The following is a 22,543-nucleotide window of genomic DNA, read 5'->3' as shown; positions in this document are numbered from 1 at the left end:
CTGATAGCTAACCACTACACCATGTCAGAATTAAAGAACAGATCAGCTTATTTCGAATATGCAATAGAAGATAAATTCATTGCTGGATTGGCATTGCTGGGTACTGAAATAAAATCTATCCGCGCCAGTAAAGTGAGCTTTAACGACTCCTTCTGTTATTTTTCCAAAGGGGAATTGTATGTAAAAAGCCTGCACATCGCAGAATACTCTCACGGCACCTCTGCCAATCACGACCCGCTGCGGGAAAGAAAGCTACTGTTGACCAAAAGGGAGCTGAGAAAACTGGAAAACAAGATCAAGGAACGCGGCTACACGATTGTTCCTCTCCGTATATTCATCAATGATAAAAGTTTGGCTAAAATGGAAATCGGCATCGGCAAGGGTAAAAAGCTGCATGATAAGCGCGACACCATTAAAGCAAGAGAAGCAGACCGGGAACTGAGAAGACAATTTAAATAAGCTGGAAGCGCCGCCGCCGTAGCACAGCAAAAATTTATTCACATAAATACAATCCCTACCTTGAAAAAGCTGGCATCCCACCTATTTATCGCCCTGATGGCCTTATTCCTCACCGTACTGCTACCCGGCTGCAAATCGGGTGAAAAACTATACAATAAGGGCAAATACGATGAGGCGGTAACTACTTTCGTTAAAAAACTGCAACGCAAACCACAAGACGCCAACGCTAACCGGCTGCTACCAGATGCTTATAAACTGGCTCAGCGTGAACGCGAAGATAAAGTTAATGAATACCTGCGCTCCAATAACCCGCTCAAATGGGAATATGTGCGCAATGAATATAAAGCATTGCAAAACCTGTATACCAGCATTCACAACTCCCCTGCCGCCCTTCAACTGGTACAACCGAAAGATTATCGCAATGCCATTACCGGCGCCCAGGAGAATGCAGCAGAAGTACGGTACGACAGAGGCATCGCATTGCTCGACAAAGGGGATAAAGCCAGCGCCAGGGCTGCTTATGATGAATTTGGCACCGCGCTGAAACTAATTCCTGACTACCGGGATGCCCAACAACTGCGGGATCAGGCCTTCCAGATGGCTGTAATCCGTGTAATTGTAAGCGATATTGAAGTCCGCTCACCATATTACCAATTCAGCGCAGACCAATTCCGCGACTACCTGGTACGAGGCCTGCAGCAACGTAATATCAACCCTTTTGTACAATTTTACGATGAACGGGTGGCCAGCACCGAAAATATCCACCCCGACGAATATATAGCACTGCGCTTTTTTGATTTTGTAGTAGGACAAACCTATGAAAACCGTACCCAACGTGATGTATCAAAAGACATCGTGGCTGGTACTACAAAAGATTCTACCGGAAAAGAAACCAATACCTATAAAACAGTAAAAGCTACCCTGTACATCACCCAAAAAACAGTGGTTTCCAAAGGGCTCCTGGACTACCAGATCACGGATACTAATAATGGGCAACTACTGCGCTCCGACCGTATTCCGGGCAGTTATACCTGGCAAAACCAGTACGGCACTTTCAAAGGAGATGAAAGGGCATTAAGCGACGAAGACAAACGGCTAATGGGCGGCCGGGATGTAGCGCCGCCGCCGCCTACCGACCTATTTATGGAGTTTACGCGGCCTATTTACGATGTGTTAACGCGGGACCTGCAAAATCTATATAATAGCCTCTAAAGCAAGGCTAGATCTTCTGCTGCAACAAAGGAATCAACTGGTGGGCAGGCACTACGCCGCTCTGGCGCCAGATCAATTTACCCTCCTTAAAAAGCAACAAAGTGGGTACGCTGCTAATCTGCCATTGGGCTGATAGCTGCTGGTTTTTATCAATATCTATTTTAACAATCCGGAGCTGATCTCCCATCTTATCTTTTACTTCCTTAAGTATGGGAGGCACCATCTTACAGGGGCCACACCAGGTAGCAAAACAATCGATTAATACCGGGGTAGAAGATTGCAAAATAGCAGATAAATTCTCCATAGCACATGTTTTAATTCCTATTGCAAAGTACGCACTTTTTAAGGAGTGCATAATATTACACATGCAAAATATACAATAATTATATTATAAATATATTACAGTGTTTGCCGCGTGTGCCTTATATAAAAAGCACAAAAAGTCCCTAGCCAGAGTGGCCAGGGACTAAATTTAATCTTTAATAAATCTGTCAACCTATTTTAAGACGACTCAATTATTCAGGTTAGGATTATTCTGTATCTCCGTAATAGGGATAGCAAAAAGGTAATAAGGACTGTAGGGCGTAAAAGGGTTACCGTCTGGCTGTTTCAGCGTAAGATGGCCCTGGGCGGGCACCTGTACGAAGGTACCATTCCCTGTTGGCACATTGATAATACTATCTTTTCCATTATATGCCAAGAATGGCTTCCTTACTACGGTGCCCCCCGTACGAATAATATCTGATAGGGAAAATCCTTCTCCCCATAGCTCTTTTCTTCTCTCTACCAGAATGGTATCCAACAGCTGCCCACCACCGGTATACAAAGTGGCGCTACGGGCTGCGCGCAATACATTCAGGGCAGCGGCGCCGTTAGCGTTGTCGCCACTTTGCGCATATGCTTCTGCTTCGATCAGGTACATTTCTGCAGCGCGCATCAATACCAGATCCCCCACCAGGGCACTTGGATCACGAAAGCGGAATTTCTTGTAGCGCAGGTAGCCTTCCTGATTAGGTAAAGTGTCCCAGTCGAACAAACGGAAACGCACATCTGCACTATCGAAGAAATTCAGGAAATAAGGATCTGCCATGAAGCTCTGGTAATAAGAAGCCGGGGAGGAAACATCCAGGTAATGGAAATTATAGCTGGCATTACTTTGGTTAGGCGTTTGCGCATGTCCCCAGATCCATTCTCCGTTATTGATATCATTGAATCCTTTATTATAGTCGTCGCCAGACATTAAAGGATAACCGTTCCTGGCCGCTACAGCATATGTAATCGCATCTTTCCACTGGCGATTCTGCAAGTAAGCTCTCGCCAGCAACCCATTCACTACATTGAGGTCTATTTTCCATTTCTGAGTAGCGCTGCGCTGATAGTTTTTGATCAGTGGCAATGCGTTCTGCAGGTCGCTGATCACTTGCGTATATACTTCCCCGATAGTTGATTTAGGCTTGCCCGCCGTAGTAGCTCCGGAAGGCGTTATATAGATAGGCACCGCCTTTTCTGCGCCTGTTCTATTAAACTGATAATAAGAAGCCAGGGTAAGATAGCAGTAAGCGCGCAACGCGTAGGCCTGCCCTTTAAGACGCTGCTTCTTATCGGCATCACCAGCAGCGTTATCCACTTTAGCGATAATATTGTTACAGTTATCTATCACTTTATAGATGATAGTCCAGTAAGCACTCACACGATTTTTGGTATTGTCTACCATTTCTGTGAAAGCGTAAGCATCGCGAAGACCATAAGACTGTGTTACTGCAATATCGCTTCCCATTGCATCACTGGTAAGGTGAATGGATTTATAACCTGGTACGGCATACGTAAAAAATTCTTCAAACATATAAGCCCAGGTACCATTGATCACTGTTTCCACATTGTCGGCGGTATTAAACACATCGTTGTCGGGCACTGCATTGGTAGGTTTGGTATCCAGGAAGTCCTTATTGCAGGCTCCCAGCACCAAAGCAGCGAATATTAATAATAGCAGGTTCTTTTTCATGATCATAATTTTTAAAAGCTCAGGTTAATGCCAGCAGATAATGATTTAATAGCCGGGTAGCGATAGTAAGTAGTACCGCCTACAGATTGTTCAGGGTCCAGGCCTTTATGTCCATAAATGGTGAACAGGTTTTCTCCTTGCAGGTATACGAGTATATTATGCAGGTGCGCTTTTTCCATTAAAGACTTAGGCAGGTTATAACCAAAGTTCAAAGTTTTCAGACGGGCATAGCTGGCATCGTACAAAAAGCGGGTAGAAACAGACGTCCAGTTGGTTTGAATAGTAGTCAGCTTGGGCACGTCTGTATTCGGATTTTCCGGCGTCCAGCGGTTCAACATTTCTTGGGCAAATGGCCGGCCAGCGGAAGTACCTGTACCCAGCAGGAACAGGTAATCCTGGTCCAGTACTTTACCACCAAGGCTATATGCCCACATAAAGGACAAGGTAAATCCTTTATAATTGAAAGTATTGGTAAGACCACCGTACACATCTGGCAGGGAAGAGCCATTATAATACTGTGTAGCGGCGCTATAGTTGCCCGTAGTGCCTTTGGTGCCATCTGCGTTATTAATATACCATAAAGGCAAACCGGTATTTTTGTCTACGCCTGCCCATTCGCGCAGGTAGAAGTCGTAGATAGATTTTCCTACCATCAGCTTTTTAGTACCGTTGATGATTTCCTTTTGTGGCAATTGAGTAACCTTGTTGCGGTAGTGGGTGATATTGAAATCAACTACCCAGTTAAAATTCTTCGTTCTTACCGGTATGCCGTGCAAGGTAGCTTCTATCCCCGTATTTTTAAGGGCGCCGATGTTTTCAGCCACTACTGCATAACCGATAGAAGGCGCCAGCGGCTGAGAGTACAGCAAATCTTTAGATTTACGTTCAAAGAATTCCACGGTACCTCCGAAGCGGCTGTCGAACATAGACCAGTCTACTCCTATATTCAGGTTCAGGTTCGTTTCCCACTTCAATCTGGGGTTATACAAATTCCTGCGGTAAGTGCCTCCTTCTCCCAGATTACTGTTCACATTCAGCAAGGGGTAGTAGTTATAATAAGAGCCTGCACCCAGGTTGTCGTTACCTTGCGCACCATAACTGGCACGAAGCGTCAGGAGGTTGAGCCAGGTGCTGTGTTTCAGGAATTCTTCGGCAGTAACCCTCCAGGAACCGCCTACAGACCAGAAAGTACCCCAACGGTGATCTGGTGCAAAACGGGAGGAGCCATCACGGCGCAGGGAACCGGAGAAGAAGTACTTTTCTTCGAAGTTGTATTCTGCGCGGCCCAGGAAACTGGAAAGGGCATATGTATCGGAATAACCATCCAGACCGGCGATCAGGGAAGCATCTGCCAGTTCATCAAGACCCGGCAGGGAGAAACCAGATTTGGCCCCCTCAATAAAATTAGTTCTGAACTTATAAGCTTCCTGACCTGCCAACAGGCTCAGATGATGTTTTTCGTTGAATGTTTCTTGCCAGGTGAGGATATTGTTGAAGGTCCAGCTAAAAGTGCGGTAATTGGCCCTATCTACCGTACCACCCACCTCTGCATCGAAGCCCAGGGTAGGATTCGTATAGTCGTGCGTTTGTCTGGCAGAGTAATCAGCGTTGTAGCTGGATCTGAATTTCAGGTTACGCCAGATCGTGGCTTCACCGTACAACCGGGCAGACACATCATCGCGGAAAACATTATGTTTATCAAGCGAAGATGTAGCCACCAGGTTACTGTTAGGGTTGGCGGCACTAGGGCGGTAGCTGCCAAAATCAAATATCTTGTTGCCATTGGCATCGAGCAAGTAAGCGCCGGTAGCCGGATCTCGCTCGTAGATTGGATAGAAGCTAGACATGAGGCGGCCATAGTTCACATAGTTATCGGTGCGGCTGTCTTCTGAAGGAGGCGCTTCCTGTTCGGAGTGAGCACCGCTGAGGTTCAAACCAATCTTCAACCATTTCTTGGCGTCAATATCAATGTTACTGCGCAGGTTATAGCGCTTAAATCCAGAGGCCAGGTAAATACCCTGGTCATCGAGATAACCGCCGGAGATAAAATATTTTGATTTATCGGTAGCGCCGCTCACGCTGAGGTCGGCCTCTGTGCGATGACCGGTACGTTGCATGGCTTCGTCCCAGTTATCATTCCACAGGGTTTTCGCGCCAGCTACCAACTTCCCGTTTGTACCTACCGGCTGGGGAAAAGCAGTGCCATATGGATTGATACCTAACCTTCTTACCAGGCTGCTGCTGGCCTGTGTAGCGGCAACATCGGGCGCCAAACCATTTGTTAAGCCTGCATTGCGGATAGCTTCCCAATACATTTCAAAATACTGGTCGGTGTTTACACGATCGTAATCCTTTACCGCCCTTTTAGAGAAACCCTGGCTAACGCGAACATCTACATTATTTCCGGATTTTTTACCCGACCTGGTGGTAATGATGATCACCCCATTGGCGCCGCGGGAACCGTACAATGCACTAGATGCCGCATCTTTCAATACGCTGATAGACTCAATGTCGTATGGATTAATCGCGTTGAGACTACCTCCATAAGGCACCCCATCCACAACATACAAAGGATCGGCAGAAGCGTTGATAGAACCGATACCACGGATACGGATGGTAGCATCCGTACCTGGCTGGCCACTGGTAGAAGTACTCTGTACACCGGCAGCAAGACCTTGTAAAGCCTTGGAAACACTGGATACCTGCCTGTTTATCAACTCATCTCCTTTAATCTGCGAAACAGAACCAGTATAAGAGCTCTTCTTAGCAGTACCATAGGCTACTACTACAATTTCATCAATATCCTTTCCGGAAGATTGCAGCTCAACCCGCACCGGTGCTACACCGATGGGTACTTCCTGCGGTACTGTCCCTACATAACTGATTACCAGTGTAGTGGCAGCTGCATCACTTATCTGTAATTTAAAATTTCCATCAGGACCACTAACCGTACCCGTAGTAGTGCCTTTAATCATTATCGTAGCCCCGGGTAAAGGAGAGTTATCTTTTGCCGAATAAACACTTCCTGTAGCGGTGCGTGTTTGTGCTATCACCGCAAGCGGTCCGAATAGCACCAATAAAAAGAAGAGTAGTCGTTGTAACATAATATACTAAATGTTGAAAGTGAGTAGTGATCTGATTTTATAGCAATATCCTTCCAGGCCCATATGCAACGGGCTTGCAGTGTTGATGCCAATATTGTTATTAACCGGGGAACGGGTGGAGTTCCGAAACAGTTATTGCATGTAGTAACCTGCTGTTGTACAGACTATGCAGTGAAATCCTGGGCGCCTGCAACAACAAGGGTTACAGGTAAAAACAAGGTTGGGTTGTTTCTCCATAAGCGATTCTTTAATTGTTTCATTTTACTATCCTATTATTCCTATAGACTAATGGGACGCAAAACTAATCGCTTTCATGGTGAAAAACAAAAGAATTGTTAAAAAAGTTAAATAATAAATTACCCGCCAACCCAATTCGCCCTACAGGCATGGATTTCATTCCTAAAAAGCGGATGCCTAAAAAATGTAGGCATCAGCAAAACAATGATTAACCTCAACATGTAAACGACCAGGCAGGCGCCGAATAGGATGCCCACCAAGAGGCAGATGATATCGGTTTCCACTCCTTCCCTTTCTTTATATCCCAATACAGTAATAACTTTATCTAATTCTTCCTGGATGTCACTAAACAGATGTAATTCCGAATTGATGGCTACAGCCAGTTTAGCTGCGCCAGTTCCACAGCGCAGCAGTTCCCAGAAAAAACAGGGGGCCTATACCATAGCCGGTACAGAAAAGAAAACACAGCAAAAAACAGACAGGAGAACGGAGGGGATCTGAATATGATCACTACCAAAGATACGGCCAGCAATATGCCAGTTACAGTTCCCGGCGTAAAGCCTTGTAGATGGATTATAAAGGCCAGGAGTAGGGCAAGCGCCATTATCCCGGAATATTTTTGAAACGTTTCAGATAACCAGGTGAGCATAGATGAAAATTAAGCTTACGCTTATATTACAAATATGCCCACCTGTTGGTTCGGATACAATGCGATTTCCGTTTATGCGATACCGTTTTAAGTGGATTGTTTTAAGCCACTCCGCTTTCAAAGCCTTCATCAATTAACCAATTGCCGCTATCCGCAGCTTGTGTAGCTAATTCATCACAACGGTTATTAAAGGGGTTACTGGCATGTCCTTTTACCCATTGCATTTTTATCTGGTGCTTTTTAAGCAGGGGAATCAAGCGCATCCAGAGGTCTTTATTTTTTTTGTCTTTGAAGCCTATTTTCACCCAGCTCCATAGCCATCCTTTTTCTATGCTGTCTACTACGTATTTACTGTCTGTGTAGATGGTTACCGGCACACCATCTTTTTTTAATGCTTCCAACGCTACAATTACCGCCAGGAGCTCCATCCTGTTGTTAGTAGTTTTGCGGTATCCTTGCCACAATTCCTTTCTTATATTACCCCAAATGAGGATCACGCCATATCCGCCCGGGCCGGGATTGCCACGGGATGCGCCATCAGTATATACTACCAGTTCAGCCATGTTCATTTTTAAAGAAGTGCGAAGATAAGGAATAACTACACCTGGAACACGCCTACATTGAATGGCTGATCAATGGGGGCGTTATTAGCAGCCTTAATACCTTCAGAAATGCGGGCACGGGTATCTACGGGGTCAATGATATCATCTACCCATAAACGGGAAGCAGCATAGTATGGCGTTGTTTGCGTATTGTATTTATCAGTGATCTCTTTCAGGAGGCGGGCTTCATCTTCAGGCGTAATTTCCTGTCCCTTTGCTTTGAGCGAGGCTACCTGTATCTGCAGCAGGGTTTTAGCGGCCTGCTCTCCTCCCATCACCGCTATTTTGGCGGAGGGCCAGGCATAAATAAAGCGGGGATCATAAGCTTTGCCGCACATAGCATAGTTACCAGCCCCATAGGAGTTGCCGATAATAACCGTAATTTTAGGCACCACAGAATTGGCCACAGCATTCACCAACTTGGCACCGTCCTTAATGATACCCGATTGCTCACTTCTACTACCTACCATAAAACCGGTTACGTCTTGCAAAAATACCAGGGGTATTTTTTTCTGGTTACAGTTCATGATAAAGCGGGCAGCCTTATCTGCGCTATCATTGTAAATAACGCCTCCCATCTGCATTTCGCCTTTACGGCTTTTCACAATTTTTCTTTGGTTGGCCACGATGCCTACAGCCCAGCCATCTATGCGTGCATAGCCACATAAGATGCTTTTACCGTAATCTTGTTTGTATTGTTCAAAAGCGGAACCGTCTACCAGCCGGTCTATGATGTCTAGCATGTCGTAGGGGCGTGTGCTATCTGCCGGCAGGATACTGTCCAGTTCTTCCGTGGGTTTTTCGGGTGCTAGCGGGGATATACGGTCAAATCCTGCAGTGGGATTGTGTCCGAGCCGCGACACGATATTACGGATACGGTCGAGGCATTCTTCATCTGTTGAGAACTTATAGTCTGCGATACCGGAAATTTCGGTATGGGTAACAGCACCACCTAACGTTTCCGCATCTACGTTTTCTCCGATGGCTGCCTTTACGAGATAGGGACCGGCCAGGAAAATAGAACCATTTCCTTCCACCATGAGCACCTCATCGCTCATGATAGGCAAATAGGCGCCACCTGCCACGCAACTGCCCATTACAGCAGCGATCTGAGTAATGCCCATGGCACTCATGCGGGCATTGTTACGGAAGATACGGCCAAAATGTTCCTTGTCTGGAAAAATCTCGTCCTGCATAGGGAGAAATACGCCGGCGCTATCTACCAGGTAGATCACTGGCAAATGGTTTTCCATGGCAATTTCTTGTAAACGGAGGTTCTTTTTACCGGTCATCGGAAACCATGCGCCCGCCTTTACGGTCATATCATTAGCTACAATCATACACTGGCGGCCGCTCACATAGCCAATACCTCCCACTGTGCCGGCAGCGGGGCATCCACCGTATTCTTCATACATGTCGTATGCGGCAAAAGCGCCGATTTCAGTAAAAGGAGTGTCTTTGTCGATGAGGTACTGTATGCGTTCCCGTGCGGTGAGCTTGCCACGTTGCCGCACCTTTTCCAGGCTTTTCCTGCCGCCGCCCTGTTCTATAATGCCTAAGCGTTGTTTCATGGTACTGATAGCCATCCGCATTGCATCTTCATTTTTGTTAGTTTCCAATTGCTGCTGATCCATAACGATGGTTTTTATATTCTTTAAAAATAAGGGAAAGAATTCAGTAAATTACGTATCAGTGGAATTGAGCTTATTTATACCACACAAAAATCCTATTATATGTTGTTAACGGAACACCTGGCAAGATCACTGGAAAATCTATATGACGGAGAGCCCTGGATCGGCGTCACTTTCCGGGAGCATCTTACCCGGATCAATGCTCATCAGGCGGTACAAACATTCGGGGAATCAAATAATATATGGGAAATTGTGAACCATATCATCTTCTGGCACCAACGGGTGCAACGTTACCTCTATAATGAAGCACCTGAGCAGGATGGCGACCTGCCGGATTTTTATATGCCGGATAACCATGGGGAAGAGAACTGGCAAGCTACCTTGCATCGCCTAAACCATTCTTTTGAACAGGTTTGTATCACTATCCGTAAATTTCCGGAGCACGAACTATTCGATACCTTTCCCGGCACTAATCAACAACCGGTCTATTACTTACAGGGATTGGCAGAACACGACGCTTACCATTTAGGACAGATTGTGCTGCTACACAAATATAGCGTATAGCCATCCACTGCTAAATACTATACGTCAGCTCCATATCGTATCGTTGCTCATACAATTGCTGCCCCCATAATTGCAGGTATTTTTCACCTGTTTTACGGAAGCCCGCTTTTTTATACAGGGCAATAGCGGCTTCCTGCATGCTGGTGGTCATAAGGTATACTTTCTGATAATTTTTTTCCCGGCAAAAATCAACTGCCTCCTGCAACAACCGCTTACCGAGGCCCTGGCCCCTGTAGTCGGGGTGGATAAGGAACCAGCGCAATTGCGCCAGATGACGGGAAGAGGCCAGAATAGCGACGGAACCTACAATCTGATTATCCGCTATAGCCAGGAACATCCGGTCTTTGCCCGGGTTATAAGCAGGCAGGAATTCATAAAAAGTTTTACATACATACGTTTCAAACTCCAGGTTATATCCCGATTCCTGGGCGTACAAATAGCCGTGGAGGTAAATGAGGTAGCCTACATCGCCAGGCAACAGGTTATAACGGATATGGATATCCGTTGATGACGCCGGTTGTGCCGCTTGCAGTACTTCCCGTATGGTGTTCATAGCCCCCGTTACCTGTAATTGCTGCTTATCTGATAAACCTCCCACCAACTGTTGGATTTCGCCGGAAGACTTTTCATCCAATCCTGCCAGTAATTGCTTACCCGCAGCGGTGAGCCGCAGAAAAAACGTACGTCCATCTAAGTTGGATTGATGCCGGTGCAGCCACCCATTTTGCTCAAACTTTTTGATTATACGGCTGAGGTAGCCTCCATCCATTTTCAGGATACCGGTTAGCTGACCGGCAGTACATTGCTCCGACTGGCCTAATTCATATAGCACCCCGACTTCCGAGAGCGACAAATTACTTTCCAGGATATGCCGGTTCAATAAACCGATCATGCCGGTATAAAACCGGTTAAAGTGGCGGATATCATCGATAACAGACGGATTACCGGACATAGGTGCTTGTTTTTCAAGCAAAAATATATAATTTATTGACAAAAGCAAATAATAAATTTGACCTAGTCAACTATTTACTCCTCCAGATAACCGACGTAATTAAGGGGTACAAGGCTAAAAATGAGGGCAACTATTCTGGGATGAATAGTACCCGAGGAAGGTTATCACGCTTATTTTATGCCCTACTGAATAGGGGAACATATTATATTTGCGTTTTACGTTTCATGCTTTAGCGGAAAACAGTACTTTGATTAAATCTGATTTATGTCGCCTGGATTATTATTCTCGTTCGTTATTGCTTACTTTATTATCTTACTGCTGGTAGCCTGGTACACCGGCCGTAATGCCAATAATGATTCCTTTTTTATCGGTAACCGTAACAGTAACTGGATGCTGGTGGCCTTTGGCATGATCGGGACTTCCCTGAGCGGAGTTACTTTTGTTAGCGTACCGGGGGCAGTAGGAAAGGATGCCTTCGCCTACATGCAGATCACACTGGGCTATTTTATCGGCTATATCAGCATTGCTTACATATTGATCCCGTTGTATTACCGGTTACAATTAACTTCCATTTACGACTACCTGAACAGCCGGTTTGGCCGGCATTCCTATAAAACCGGGGCTTCCTTTTTTATTTTGTCGCGCACCCTGGGCGCCACCGCACGGCTGTATCTGGTAGTAAGGATATTACAGGATGCCATCCTGTCGAGCTTTGGCGTGCCTTTCTGGCTCACCACCCTCATTATATTGCTCATGATACTGCTGTATACTTTTGAAGGGGGAGTAAAAACCATCGTATACACCGATACATTACAAACGACCTGTATGCTGGCCGGCCTGGTAATCTGTGTATGCTATATCCTGCATGCCATGCACCTCAATCTCGGTGAAAGCTTTCATGCTATGGAAGCCAGGGGGCTCACCAAAGTATTTGTAACAGATCCTTACGATAAACTATTCTTTATAAAACAGATCCTGGCCGGCGCCTTCATCACCATTACCATGACGGGACTGGACCAGGAAATGATGCAAAAGAACATCTCAGTAAAAACATTAAAGGATTCCACAAAGAACATGGTATCACTGGCCTTTATCATGGTGGTGGTGATTGGCCTTTTCCTGTACCTGGGCGGCTTACTGCACTTATATGGCGCACAGCAACAGGTAACTGCCACCGGCGATAAGCTATTCCCTGAATTAGCCTTACATCATATGCCGCCAGTGATCTCCGTCATTTTCATTATTGCCTTGATATCTGCCTTGTTTCCCAGCGCAGACGGTGCACTCACCGCCCTCACCTCCTCCCTTTGCATTGATATACTGGATATGCAACGGCGCAGCGACTGGACGGAAGCGCAAAGAAAAAAATACCGCCAGCGGATACACTTGCTCATGGCATTTGTGTTCCTGCTGTTTGTATTGATCTTCAACAAAGTGAATAATCCCAGTATGATAGGTGTAATCCTTAAAGTAGCTACCTATACTTACGGGCCATTGCTGGGACTTTTTGCCTTTGGCATTTTCTCCAAAAGAAAGGTATATGATGTGCTGGTACCAGTAGTATGCATAGCTGCTCCCCTGCTGTGTTATATTATTGATACCAACCAAACTGCTTTCTTCGGCAATTTCCAGATAGGCCTGGAATTGCTGATCATTAACGGGCTGCTTACTTTCTTAGGACTACTACTGATTTCGCATAAATCGGAAGATTGATGTGAGTGTTCCTCACATCAATCTTCTGCTTCCAATGGTTCAGACTTGCTCAGGTTATGCAATTCCAGCACGGTAGTTTTACCATCGCTACTTTCGCGGTACATCGGCACAAACCTCCGGTCAAATAAAACTTCCTCGTAAGTATAAGACGTGCGTTGTAATACCGTATTGGAATATACATCATTAAAACCTCTAACGGTAACGTATATCTCTACATCTGCCACTTCCATATCCTTTGCATTGAACCCCAGCAGCGGGCTTTGTTCATCTATCAGATGCACCACTGTCCAGTTCATAGAAAGTGTTTCCACCTTTCTCCGTTCCAACGGCAGGTCAAAAAATTGATATACAGCTTCTCCCTCTTCTTGTACCTGTAATCCTAGTGTTACCAGCACTTCTACATTAGTGAGTGTATGGTGTTCTTTGTAAGAAGCGAAACGGAACATCAGCGCTGATTTATCATGGAAAGGTGTAATCAACGCTTCATCGCTGAACAACAGGTGTGCTCTGGGCTTGGAGAACCGGCCATAGATCAAACCCGTTGCCACCGCAATCGATAGGAATCCGGTCATGGCTTCGATAGCCGCTACTATATTAGCTCCAAGCCCTATTGGATTGATGCGGCCATATCCTACCGTTGTAAATGTTTCGGTGCTAAAGAAAAATACTTCTTTGAATTTCTGCCAGGGCGTTTTACCAAGCATACCCTGCAACTCTGTGTAGCCTACACAGTAATAAACACTGGCGTACAAAAGATTAATAAAAAAGAAGAACAACAAAACAACCAGCCCAAATTGCCAGACCGGTAAGTTGAGCAATGCATGGTAAACATTAAAACGATCCACAAACGAACGTCCCTCCCGGCGTATGTTAAAACTTCCATCACGATTAATAAACCGTCCACCATAGCTGCTGGCATTGGTCCCAAAACCCGTATCGTTGTTTTGCCTGGAAAAGGGATTTATTCTCTTCAACAGTGCCATATGCAAAGGATTTCAATGTAAAAACTAAAGTGCCCATAGGCAAAGGAATCCAATGTAAAACTAAGAAGAAAATGGAAGAGAAGTATTTCGATTTCGTTAACGAAAAACAAATGAGAATAAGAGTTATTCTCAAATAAAATCATATGCCGGTAACGCTTAATTTTAAAATGCTTGTTACTGCAACCGGGCTCTTGAACAAGCGCTCGAGTTATTTTGCGACAAGCCTTGGAAAAGTATTTCGTTTCCAATCAATTATCATTCTCTGCATAAAAAAGCCCCATGAAAGCTTTACGTTCATGGGGCAAAAAAATGATTACTCTGTTTATTTACAATCGCCGTCTGGTGTACAAACCTGTCCGGACAAATTATCTAACTCCACGATAGCTGGCTGGGATTGTTTCCATTCTGCAAATGCCTGGCTGAGCGCTTGCGTAAAAGCTTCCACCGGTTGCGCGCCGGATACACCATACTTGCGGTCCAGTACGAAGAAAGGCACACCGCGGATACCGAGCTGTTCTGCCTCGTGTCCGTCTTGGTTAACGGCAGTAGCATATTCGCCCGATGCCAATGCGGCTGATACTTCAGCCCTGTCAAGCCCCAATTCTACACCCAATTCCAACAGGGTTTCCTGATTACTCACGTCTTTTCCTTCCGTAAAATAGGCGATAAACAGGCGTTCTTCTGCAGCATCACCTAGCTGATGCTTTTTAGCCAACTGGATGAGGCGGTGGGCATCAAAAGAGTTGGCGATCACAGCTTTATCGAAATTATAAGTAAGGCCAACTTCCCGGGCAGTGCCAGCTAATTGTTCATGCATCGCCACAGACCATTCACGTGACTGTCCTTTTAATTCCGCTACATAATCATATACATTCTTACCGGGCTGGGATTTAAGGGACGGATTCAGCTGAAAGCTTTTCCACTCTACAGTGATGTGCCCTTTGTCTGGAAATTGTTCCAATGCCGCTTCAAATCTCCGTTTGCCGATATAGCAAAACGGACACATGATATCAGACCATATTTCTACTTTCATTATAAATTATTTATGTTCCTGAACAAAGTTAATATATTTGCTATCAAAAAGTAACCAATTACCTTAAAGTAAGTGATTTACTAAGGGTAACCAAGTTGTATATCAATGAAAAGAGCAGAAGAAAACGAAACGTTAGCGATAGACTGCGGTCAGGGAGACACGCATACCGATTGCCATAAGGTAATTATGCCCGTAAGGGATGCGCTGGACGTTATTAGCGGAAAATGGAAATTACCCATCATTATTGCCGTTTCCAGGGGCCATAAGCGCTTCCGGGACATTGAGCGAAGCATTCCCCGGATCACCTCCAAAGTGCTCTCTAAAGAATTGAAAGACCTGGAAACACATAAACTAGTAAAGCGGTCGGTATACGATACCCAACCTGTTACGGTAGAATACACGCTTACTGCTTATGCTTCCACCCTGGACAGCGTGATTATCGCCTTACAGCAATGGGGGCTCCAGCACCGGAAAAAGATACTTGGAAAATAGCAGGGAACCGGTTACCGGCCCCTGTAGCGCTATTTAATCTTCGTGTATTTTCAATACGATTTTACCCTTTCCCGTCCCGCCTTGCTGGCTGTATTCCTGTGCAGCGGCGGCGGCAGACAGTGGCTGGAAAACACGGCGCACATAAGGCCTGATCAATTCCCTTTCCAGGAGCTCATGTACCGCTTTCATGGAAGCGATAGTTTTAGTGCCACCCCATAAAGCACGTACTCCAGCCGCTTCCGCTTTGTTGGGGCTCGGCATATTGACCAACGCTACCAATACCCCTTCTGGTTTCAGCACCGCCAGCGAGCGGTCAGTTATTTCCCCACCTACAGCATCCAGCACTATATCCACTGGCTCTATCTGTGTTTCAAAAGGAGCAGCTTTATAGTCTATCACCTCATTAGCGCCCAACGACAACAGGAAATCCGCGTTCTCTTCGCTGGCCGTGGCGATTACATAAGCGCCGGTATTATAAGCCATTTGCACAGCGAAATGCCCTACACCACCAGCGGCGCCCTGGATGAGGATACGCTGTCCTTTGGTCAGATTGGCTATATCAAACAAAGCACCCCAGGCTGTTCTGGCGCCAGCCAGGGTAGCGGCTTCCTCAAAGGTGATAAAAGCGGGCTTACGGAACATCACCTCAACAGGCGCAATGGCATAAGCGGCATAAGAACCGTCTATAGAGCCGTACACCTCGTCTCCTATCTTAAAGCCAAATACGCCCTCTCCCACCGCGGTAACAATGCCAGCCCCTTCTATTCCGGGAATATAAGGCAAAGGGTGCTGCATCAGGCCTTCCCTTAACTTCCAGTCGATCGGGTTTACCCCACTGGCAACCACCTTCAACAAAACTTCATCTTTTGCTGGCACCGGTACCGGCACCTCTTCCAATTGCAACTGTTCGGGGCCTCCGTAAGCATGGATACATATAGCCGGTATATGAAGGTTTTTCATAGTGTCCTTTTTTTGCTAATGTAATAAAAAGCTGCTAGCTGACCGCCATCCAACTATTAACCACGAAGGGCTAAAAGCGCTTAATGCTTTTTCCCTACCTTTGCGGTTCAATAGAACTAAGCAGTATCATGACTTTTGGTGATTTAAACCTGAATACGCCTTTATTAAACGCATTAAAAGAACTGGGTTATCAACAACCTACTACTATACAACAACGTGCCTTTTCTGTGATCATGTCTGGAAAGGATGTGTGTGGCATTGCGCAAACAGGCACTGGTAAAACCTTTGCCTATCTGTTGCCAACGCTACGCTTGTTTAAATTTACGAAAGAGAAATATCCTACGGTATTAATTATAGTACCTACCCGGGAACTGGTGGTACAGGTAGTGGAAGCAGTTAAAAAGCTAACGCCTTACATGAGCGTATCTGTATTGGGTGTATACGGTGGGGTAAATATGAATCCGCAGATGGAAGCCGTAAAAGATAAGCTGGATATCCTGGTGGCCACCCCCGGAAGACTGTACGACATTATCCTTAGCGGCGCTCTCAAAGTAAAATCCATTAAACGGCTCATCATCGATGAAGTAGATGAAATGCTGAACCTTGGCTTCCGGACGCAGCTGACCAATATTATGGACCTGCTGCCTCCCAAAAGGCAGAACCTGTTGTTTTCTGCCACCATTACGGAAGATGTGGAAAAGATGATCGACACGCATTTCAATAACCCATTACGGATTGAAGCCGCTCCCACAGGCACACCGTTGGAAAACATCAACCAGGTGGTGTACAAGGTACCTAACTTTTACACCAAAATAAACCTACTGGAAATGCTGATCACCGATGATCCGTCGATGACCAAAACACTCATTTTCGTTGGTACCAAACAATTAGCAGACGACCTGTTTGAGCAGTTGGAAAAAGAATTTCCCGGCAAAACTGGTATTATCCATTCTAATAAAGAACAAAACCATCGTTTTAATACTGTCCGTAAATTCGAAAGCGGAGAATACCGCTTCCTGATTGCTACGGATATTATTGCACGCGGCCTCGATATTGCAGAAGTGTCGCATGTTATCAACTTCGATACGCCGGAAGTGCCGGAAAACTACATACATCGTATAGGCAGAACCGGTAGGGCCGACCAAAAAGGCAGCGCTATCCTGCTCACTAAGGATTCAGAGACAGAAAACCTGGAGCAAATAGAGACCCTTATGAATTACCAAATCCCAGTGCTACCCTTACCGGAAGACCTGACCATTTCCGATATGCTCACAGAAGATGAAAAGCCTAAGGTACATATGCGCAATGTGTTGGTGAAAGTACCTAAGCGGGAAGATGTAGGACCCGCTTTCCATCAAAAGCTCGCCAAGAATATGAAGACGAACAGTAAAATGTCGCATAAAGATAAAATGATGTTGAAATACGGTAAACCCAAGAAACGGAAACCTAAAAAATAAAATATCGCTGCCCTCTAAATTAAATTTCAGGACAACAAACAGCCCAGGTGAAGGCATACACCCGCCCCAATGCCGGTGATAGCAGCACCTTGCCTGTTTAAAACTCCCACCTGTTACACGTCTGGAGATGATGTGGCATAAATTCAAATAAACGGGGTACGAAAATCATTGCAAAAAATGCGAACAAAGCTTATATTGCATATACGAAAGCGATGAACCATGCTTAGTTACAAAATGTACCCCGTTGTACAATTTTATCAGCTTATATTAAAAACACCGGATGTTGGATTATTCGCGGCGCCACCGTCCCAAGAAACGCAATTGGTAATGCGGTGTCCTTAGATAGATTGTCATTTCAAATGAATAACAATTTATTAACAAATCTGTCCCCGGATTGAAAAACCATCAACGTAGGTTGGATCGAATATAATCGAAAGGCATATTAGTGTATTGTTAAATTAACTATCTTTTGCTTTTGTGAAGGAACCAGTCATGCTAAAACTATCGTATGTGGGTTGGGCAGATAGAGATGCTAAAAGAAACCGCGTATTAGTTCCCGTAGACAATAACCTGTTACAGGATTTGTCATTCTCAACTAAATCCAAGCATGAGTGCATCTATCAACGATATTGAATTGCTTGCACAACTGAAAACGGGCAGTTTGTCTGCCTTCCAGTACTTCTACAATGCCTACCGGCATTGGCTGTACCTTACAGCATTGTCTATTTTAAGAAATGAAACAGAGGCACAGGAACTAGTGCAAGACCTTTTTATAGATTTCTGGCAAAAAGATCTGAGTACACGCATTGATCTGAGTAGCACCAATTCCCTGAAAAATTTTTTGTTTGTCAGCATCCGAAACCGCTGCCTGAATAAAATAGCGAAAGATGCCACACGAAACAAAAGACTAAAAGACATCACGCTGCCTGACACTTACACCTATCCGCATAGCAGGTTGGAAAACAACGAACTGAAAGAACAACTGGAGAATGCCATTAGTCAGCTACCGGAGCGACAGTCAATCGCCTTCCGGCTGGCCTATCAGGAACATAAAACACGTAAAGAAATAGCCGCCTTCATGGACACCAGTGAAGAAACTGTAAAAAAACAGGTCGCCAACGCTTTGAAAACTTTACGCGCATCTTTAAAAAAAATCCTTTTATGATACCCCGGATAATTAAATAACCGGTTAATAGTGTACATGAACAGCGCAGCAGAAACATACAGGCTAATGACTGAAAAACTTGCGGGCATTATTTCCGCAACGGATGATCAATGGTTGGAGGAACTTATTGAAGAAGATGCCGAAGTAAGGGAAAAATGGGAAAACCTTTCCCATATTCCGGTTCCGCCCCCACCAGCTCCCTGGCTGGAAGTGATCGATTTCCCCAAACAACGATCCCTGCAACGGGTATTAGCGCCCTGGCTCTGTGCAGCAGCAGTAATGGCCTTACTGGTACTCGCGTACCGGAAATGGGACCAATTTAAACATGCCCCTGCCACCGTTATTGCCAAAGTAAATTCCGATGTGCTGTTGCAGCTGCCTGGTCAGCCAGCCATCAACCTCAGCACCGCTTCCGGTGCTATCCAGATAGCCGGCCGGCCTTTGCCCATTAAAGACAATACCCTCTTCCTCAATACCGGCGAAATATTGCCGGAAGGCATCAATACCCTGGTAGTACCCCAAGGGAAAAACTACCAGATATCCCTGCCAGACGGATCGTTGATTACGTTGAATGCAGCCACTCGTATGGAATTTCCTTTTAATTTCAATGGTAAAACCAGGGAAATCACCCTCAACGGAGAAGCCTATCTTAAAATAGCCAAACAACCGGGAAAACCCTTCCTGGTACATCTTCCCAACAGCACTGTAGAAGTGCTGGGCACCAGCTTCAATATCAATAGCTACGACAGTAAAATGGTGAAAGTATCCCTGGTAGATGGTAAAGTACGCGTAAAAGCCGGGAAGAAAAATGTGCTGATCAAACCCGGCCAACAAGCTATTTATAATAACCAAACAGCAACCCTGGCTACACAGCCCTTCAACGCTACCGTGGAACTGGGCTGGCAAAAAGGCCTGTATTGTTTTTCAGACACGAGACTAGACGAAATATGCAATGCCATCTTCCGTTGGTACGGCGTACATGCCACCTTAGACAATCCGGCGCTGGCCAACAAAACATTTACCGGACTATTAGATAAGCAAACACCTATGAGCTTTTTCCTGGAAGGAATTAAAGCCGCCACCGGTGCAGATCATTACTTTGCTGCAGACAGCACCCTGCATTTCAAATAACAGGCAATATCAAAGGCTAATACCATGAAGCAACCAGAAAAAAAATACCTGCTGATCGACCGTAAAGATAGCATCTATACCAGGTATGAGCAAGTTCCGGGCTACCTTCAGCCACAACTGATTCCTTATGCCAAATGCTATACTGATATTGACAACAACGGCGTTATTATTGACCAGAAAATTGAGATGCATGATATTACCATCTACTATCATCTCATCCATCTCACCAAAGGCGTAAAACTCACCACCGTTCCCGCCGAACAATACCTGCTGCCTGCCTGTATATCCGGGTTCACAGAAAAAAACAGGCGACTGCCCCTGAAAATAACCCTGACCAAAAAAGAACTGAACACCTTCAATTCCTTATTGGAAACAGGCCCAATGATTACAAAACGGGAGTTCGTGATCAACTTCCATGTAAACCTGAACCTTTACAGCCTGGAAAACCTGATCCGCGAATATCCCATCTTTGATAGGGTGAGATACCTTGATATTCAAAAAGCCAGAACGCCTAACAAACGCACCCCCTATCCCCTTAACGAAGTAAACTACCAGATCATGAAACGGATTATCAACTGCCGGCATATTGCCAAACCGGCGGAAATATTTTTCCGCAGAAGTGCCGTAGAGTTTTATGCCACTTATCTCCGTTACCTACAACGCATACCTCCCGTTATGCTCATGGAAAGCCACCGGGAACAGCTCCGGCAAATCGCTTCCTACATTATTCACCACATCACCGAAATAACGACTATAACCGCCCTCTGCGAAAAATTCAATGTGGCGCCCGCATTCCTGGAAATACCTTTTGAACAGGAATTTTTTATCCCGGTAAAAGAACTAATCCACCAGGAAAGAATGGCCCTGGCATATAAAATGATTACAGAAACCAGCCATACGCTTGCCTACATAGCCACCCTCACCCATCATAACGGATGGGAAGCACTAAAGGATGACTTTGAAGAATATTATAGATGCAGCCTGGCTGATTTACGAAAGGCACAATAACCCCATCATCTAATGGTAACCCAGCAGCAGCCTTTTCGCTGCTGGGTACCATTTTAATTAGTTTAATTAGCCGCACCAGCAGTAGCGGAATGTAAACCTTAAAGCCCCGAAAAGGACTGGCAATTACTGCTGCTTCAAAAAACCTGATTACCTGGATGCCAGGAAAATTACTTCCTGATTAAAGCGGCAGGCACTCCCGCTTTGGTGATCTTAATGGGTTGGATCAAGCCATTTTTGTCGAAATACATCCTGTCTATACAGGTTTCGCGGGAATTAGCCGCTTTTTCCGTAAGGGGACGGCGATGGTACACAATATACCATCGGTTTTCAGCAGGAAGGGCAATTACAGAATGGTGTCCGGCTCCTGTAGCGATGGCCGGGGCCTGTTCCAGGATTTTCCCGATCCGCTTAAATGGCCCCATAGGGGAATCCGCGATAGCATAGGCAACACTGTAATCGGGGCCTGTCCAACCACCTTCCGACCACATAAAATAGTATTTACCGTCTTTTTTGAACATAGTAGGCCCTTCAACATATTTTTCAGGGGTAATTTCCCGGAAGGTGATACCATCCTCAAAGGGTATAAAGCCGGTAAAATCGTCTTTCAGCTGCGCAATATTGCAATGCCCCCACCCACCGTAAATGAGGTAGTATTTCCCATCGCTGTCATGAAATACGTATTGGTCGATAGGCTGGGCCTTGTTAATAATCTGGCTCACCAGGGGCTGGCCCAGGTAATCTTTAAAAGGGCCTGCCGGATTATTGGCTACCGCTACGCCGATACCACCAGTTTCCTGGTTATTTTGAATATCGTTAGCCCCAAAAAACAGGTAATAATGCTGGTCCTTTTCCACGATGGAAGGCGCCCACAGCGCTCTTTTCGCCCATTTTACGGCAGCAGTATCGAGGATATCCGGATGTTTGATCCAGGTAACCAGATCCGGAGAAGAAAAGGCATCGAAGAATACCTGCTGATCATAAGCTGCGGAAAAAGTAGGGTAAATCCAATAATCCTTTCCAAATACTACGCCTTCCGGATCAGCATACCAACCAGGAAACACAGGATTTCCCGAATATTTTGCTTTCTTTTCCTGAGCTATAGACAACTGGGAACATCCTGCAAGCAAAAGCAAGGCTATCATTCTTTTCATAGTACTACCATTAGGTGAATCGTTAAAAATAACAAAAA

General features: G+C 45.4%; 20 protein-coding genes. 10 read left to right on the top strand and 10 right to left on the bottom strand.

What is annotated here, in order from left to right:
- The first annotated feature begins 21 nt into the window (after nt 1-21).
- Together smpB and ACDQ55_RS17630 are read left to right on the top strand one after the other, a co-directional pair.
- The gene (gene smpB, locus ACDQ55_RS17635; protein ID WP_420982776.1) at nt 22-459 is read left to right on the top strand and encodes an SsrA-binding protein; all 438 of its coding nucleotides are present in this window, start codon (nt 22-24) and stop codon (nt 457-459) included.
- A gap of 60 nt (nt 460-519) precedes the next feature.
- Complete coding sequence (locus ACDQ55_RS17630) at nt 520-1,671, top strand: hypothetical protein (RefSeq protein ID WP_420982775.1); 1,152 nt, start codon at nt 520-522, stop codon at nt 1,669-1,671.
- A gap of 7 nt (nt 1,672-1,678) precedes the next feature.
- On the opposite strand, the gene trxA is transcribed toward ACDQ55_RS17630, so the two are convergent.
- The 3 genes from trxA to ACDQ55_RS17615 all read right to left on the bottom strand — a co-directional run bounded on the left by trxA (nt 1,679) and on the right by ACDQ55_RS17615 (nt 6,777).
- Complete coding sequence (gene trxA, locus ACDQ55_RS17625) at nt 1,679-1,975, bottom strand: thioredoxin (RefSeq protein WP_420982774.1); 297 nt, start codon at nt 1,973-1,975, stop codon at nt 1,679-1,681.
- Nucleotides 1,976-2,182: 207 nt separating this feature from the next.
- Nucleotides 2,183-3,673 (bottom strand): RagB/SusD family nutrient uptake outer membrane protein, encoded by a 1,491-nt coding sequence (locus ACDQ55_RS17620; protein ID WP_420982773.1) that lies wholly within the window; start codon nt 3,671-3,673, stop codon nt 2,183-2,185.
- An 11-nt stretch (nt 3,674-3,684) separates the two neighbouring features.
- Nucleotides 3,685-6,777 (bottom strand): SusC/RagA family TonB-linked outer membrane protein, encoded by a 3,093-nt coding sequence (locus ACDQ55_RS17615; protein ID WP_420982772.1) that lies wholly within the window; start codon nt 6,775-6,777, stop codon nt 3,685-3,687.
- A 576-nt stretch (nt 6,778-7,353) separates the two neighbouring features.
- Here ACDQ55_RS17615 and ACDQ55_RS17610 point away from each other — a divergent pair.
- On the top strand, nt 7,354-7,515 hold the full coding sequence (locus ACDQ55_RS17610) for a hypothetical protein (protein WP_420982771.1): 162 nt from the start codon (nt 7,354-7,356) through the stop codon (nt 7,513-7,515).
- Between the two features lie 249 nt (nt 7,516-7,764).
- On the opposite strand, the gene rnhA is transcribed toward ACDQ55_RS17610, so the two are convergent.
- Together rnhA and ACDQ55_RS17600 are read right to left on the bottom strand one after the other, a co-directional pair.
- Nucleotides 7,765-8,232 (bottom strand): ribonuclease HI, encoded by a 468-nt coding sequence (gene rnhA / locus ACDQ55_RS17605; protein WP_420982770.1) that lies wholly within the window; start codon nt 8,230-8,232, stop codon nt 7,765-7,767.
- Between the two features lie 29 nt (nt 8,233-8,261).
- Nucleotides 8,262-9,899, bottom strand: coding sequence for an acyl-CoA carboxylase subunit beta (locus ACDQ55_RS17600; RefSeq protein WP_420982769.1), 1,638 nt, complete (start codon nt 9,897-9,899; stop codon nt 8,262-8,264).
- A gap of 99 nt (nt 9,900-9,998) precedes the next feature.
- Here ACDQ55_RS17600 and ACDQ55_RS17595 point away from each other — a divergent pair, with 99 nt between their 5' ends.
- Nucleotides 9,999-10,460, top strand: a complete 462-nt coding sequence (locus ACDQ55_RS17595; protein WP_420982768.1) for a DinB family protein — start codon at nt 9,999-10,001, stop codon at nt 10,458-10,460.
- 10 nt (nt 10,461-10,470) lie between these two features.
- Here the strand turns inward: ACDQ55_RS17595 and ACDQ55_RS17590 are convergent, their stop codons facing one another.
- Nucleotides 10,471-11,412 carry a bifunctional helix-turn-helix transcriptional regulator/GNAT family N-acetyltransferase gene (locus ACDQ55_RS17590; protein WP_420982767.1) on the bottom strand — a complete coding sequence of 314 codons (942 nt, stop codon included), beginning with the start codon at nt 11,410-11,412 and terminating at the stop codon, nt 10,471-10,473.
- Nucleotides 11,413-11,676: 264 nt separating this feature from the next.
- Here ACDQ55_RS17590 and ACDQ55_RS17585 point away from each other — a divergent pair, with 264 nt between their 5' ends.
- Nucleotides 11,677-13,125, top strand: coding sequence for a sodium:solute symporter (locus ACDQ55_RS17585; protein ID WP_420982766.1), 1,449 nt, complete (start codon nt 11,677-11,679; stop codon nt 13,123-13,125).
- Between the two features lie 17 nt (nt 13,126-13,142).
- On the opposite strand, the gene ACDQ55_RS17580 is transcribed toward ACDQ55_RS17585, so the two are convergent.
- Together ACDQ55_RS17580 and ACDQ55_RS17575 are read right to left on the bottom strand one after the other, a co-directional pair.
- The gene (locus ACDQ55_RS17580; protein WP_420982765.1) at nt 13,143-14,108 is read right to left on the bottom strand and encodes an ion channel; all 966 of its coding nucleotides are present in this window, start codon (nt 14,106-14,108) and stop codon (nt 13,143-13,145) included.
- Nucleotides 14,109-14,430: 322 nt separating this feature from the next.
- Entirely contained in the window at nt 14,431-15,141 is a 711-nt protein-coding gene (locus tag ACDQ55_RS17575) for a DsbA family oxidoreductase (RefSeq protein WP_420982764.1), read from the bottom strand.
- A gap of 105 nt (nt 15,142-15,246) precedes the next feature.
- Here ACDQ55_RS17575 and ACDQ55_RS17570 point away from each other — a divergent pair, with 105 nt between their 5' ends.
- Entirely contained in the window at nt 15,247-15,633 is a 387-nt protein-coding gene (locus ACDQ55_RS17570) for a winged helix-turn-helix transcriptional regulator (protein WP_420982763.1), read from the top strand.
- A 33-nt stretch (nt 15,634-15,666) separates the two neighbouring features.
- On the opposite strand, the gene ACDQ55_RS17565 is transcribed toward ACDQ55_RS17570, so the two are convergent.
- Nucleotides 15,667-16,593, bottom strand: coding sequence for an NADP-dependent oxidoreductase (locus ACDQ55_RS17565; protein ID WP_420982762.1), 927 nt, complete (start codon nt 16,591-16,593; stop codon nt 15,667-15,669).
- 128 nt (nt 16,594-16,721) lie between these two features.
- Between ACDQ55_RS17565 and ACDQ55_RS17560 the strand changes: the two genes are divergently transcribed.
- The 4 genes from ACDQ55_RS17560 to ACDQ55_RS17545 all read left to right on the top strand — a co-directional run bounded on the left by ACDQ55_RS17560 (nt 16,722) and on the right by ACDQ55_RS17545 (nt 21,354).
- Nucleotides 16,722-18,050 carry a DEAD/DEAH box helicase gene (locus ACDQ55_RS17560; protein WP_420982761.1) on the top strand — a complete coding sequence of 443 codons (1,329 nt, stop codon included), beginning with the start codon at nt 16,722-16,724 and terminating at the stop codon, nt 18,048-18,050.
- Between the two features lie 607 nt (nt 18,051-18,657).
- Nucleotides 18,658-19,215, top strand: coding sequence for an RNA polymerase sigma factor (locus ACDQ55_RS17555; protein WP_420982760.1), 558 nt, complete (start codon nt 18,658-18,660; stop codon nt 19,213-19,215).
- 66 nt (nt 19,216-19,281) lie between these two features.
- Nucleotides 19,282-20,346 carry a FecR family protein gene (locus ACDQ55_RS17550; protein ID WP_420982759.1) on the top strand — a complete coding sequence of 355 codons (1,065 nt, stop codon included), beginning with the start codon at nt 19,282-19,284 and terminating at the stop codon, nt 20,344-20,346.
- A gap of 24 nt (nt 20,347-20,370) precedes the next feature.
- Complete coding sequence (locus tag ACDQ55_RS17545) at nt 20,371-21,354, top strand: hypothetical protein (protein WP_420982758.1); 984 nt, start codon at nt 20,371-20,373, stop codon at nt 21,352-21,354.
- 167 nt (nt 21,355-21,521) lie between these two features.
- Here ACDQ55_RS17545 and ACDQ55_RS17540 read toward each other — a convergent pair whose 3' ends face one another.
- On the bottom strand, nt 21,522-22,505 hold the full coding sequence (locus ACDQ55_RS17540) for a glycoside hydrolase family 43 protein (protein ID WP_420982757.1): 984 nt from the start codon (nt 22,503-22,505) through the stop codon (nt 21,522-21,524).
- Between the last annotated feature and the right edge of the window lie 38 nt (nt 22,506-22,543).

This window comes from Chitinophaga sp. 30R24 (assembly GCF_049056765.1).
Taxonomy (GTDB): domain Bacteria; phylum Bacteroidota; class Bacteroidia; order Chitinophagales; family Chitinophagaceae; genus Chitinophaga.
The sequence above is the reverse complement of the archived record's forward strand: the minus strand, read 5'-3'. Positions and strand labels throughout refer to the sequence as shown.

Bases quoted from the DNA above. Each gene is read 5' to 3' on its own strand.
- ACDQ55_RS17555 (WP_420982760.1), top strand. From the start codon at position 18,658: ATGAGTGCATCTATCAACGATATTGAATTGCTTGCACAACTGAAAACG.
- ACDQ55_RS17565 (WP_420982762.1), bottom strand. From the start codon at position 16,593: ATGAAAAACCTTCATATACCGGCTATATGTATCCATGCTTACGGAGGC.
- ACDQ55_RS17610 (WP_420982771.1), top strand. From the start codon at position 7,354: ATGTCACTAAACAGATGTAATTCCGAATTGATGGCTACAGCCAGTTTA.
- rnhA (WP_420982770.1), bottom strand. From the start codon at position 8,232: ATGAACATGGCTGAACTGGTAGTATATACTGATGGCGCATCCCGTGGC.
- ACDQ55_RS17580 (WP_420982765.1), bottom strand. From the start codon at position 14,108: ATGGCACTGTTGAAGAGAATAAATCCCTTTTCCAGGCAAAACAACGAT.
- ACDQ55_RS17585 (WP_420982766.1), top strand. From the start codon at position 11,677: ATGTCGCCTGGATTATTATTCTCGTTCGTTATTGCTTACTTTATTATC.
- ACDQ55_RS17575 (WP_420982764.1), bottom strand. From the start codon at position 15,141: ATGAAAGTAGAAATATGGTCTGATATCATGTGTCCGTTTTGCTATATC.
- ACDQ55_RS17590 (WP_420982767.1), bottom strand. From the start codon at position 11,412: ATGTCCGGTAATCCGTCTGTTATCGATGATATCCGCCACTTTAACCGG.
- ACDQ55_RS17595 (WP_420982768.1), top strand. From the start codon at position 9,999: ATGTTGTTAACGGAACACCTGGCAAGATCACTGGAAAATCTATATGAC.
- ACDQ55_RS17545 (WP_420982758.1), top strand. From the start codon at position 20,371: ATGAAGCAACCAGAAAAAAAATACCTGCTGATCGACCGTAAAGATAGC.
- smpB (WP_420982776.1), top strand. From the start codon at position 22: ATGTCAGAATTAAAGAACAGATCAGCTTATTTCGAATATGCAATAGAA.
- trxA (WP_420982774.1), bottom strand. From the start codon at position 1,975: ATGGAGAATTTATCTGCTATTTTGCAATCTTCTACCCCGGTATTAATC.
- ACDQ55_RS17570 (WP_420982763.1), top strand. From the start codon at position 15,247: ATGAAAAGAGCAGAAGAAAACGAAACGTTAGCGATAGACTGCGGTCAG.
- ACDQ55_RS17615 (WP_420982772.1), bottom strand. From the start codon at position 6,777: ATGTTACAACGACTACTCTTCTTTTTATTGGTGCTATTCGGACCGCTT.
- ACDQ55_RS17550 (WP_420982759.1), top strand. From the start codon at position 19,282: ATGACTGAAAAACTTGCGGGCATTATTTCCGCAACGGATGATCAATGG.
- ACDQ55_RS17600 (WP_420982769.1), bottom strand. From the start codon at position 9,899: ATGGATCAGCAGCAATTGGAAACTAACAAAAATGAAGATGCAATGCGG.
- ACDQ55_RS17620 (WP_420982773.1), bottom strand. From the start codon at position 3,673: ATGAAAAAGAACCTGCTATTATTAATATTCGCTGCTTTGGTGCTGGGA.
- ACDQ55_RS17540 (WP_420982757.1), bottom strand. From the start codon at position 22,505: ATGAAAAGAATGATAGCCTTGCTTTTGCTTGCAGGATGTTCCCAGTTG.
- ACDQ55_RS17560 (WP_420982761.1), top strand. From the start codon at position 16,722: ATGACTTTTGGTGATTTAAACCTGAATACGCCTTTATTAAACGCATTA.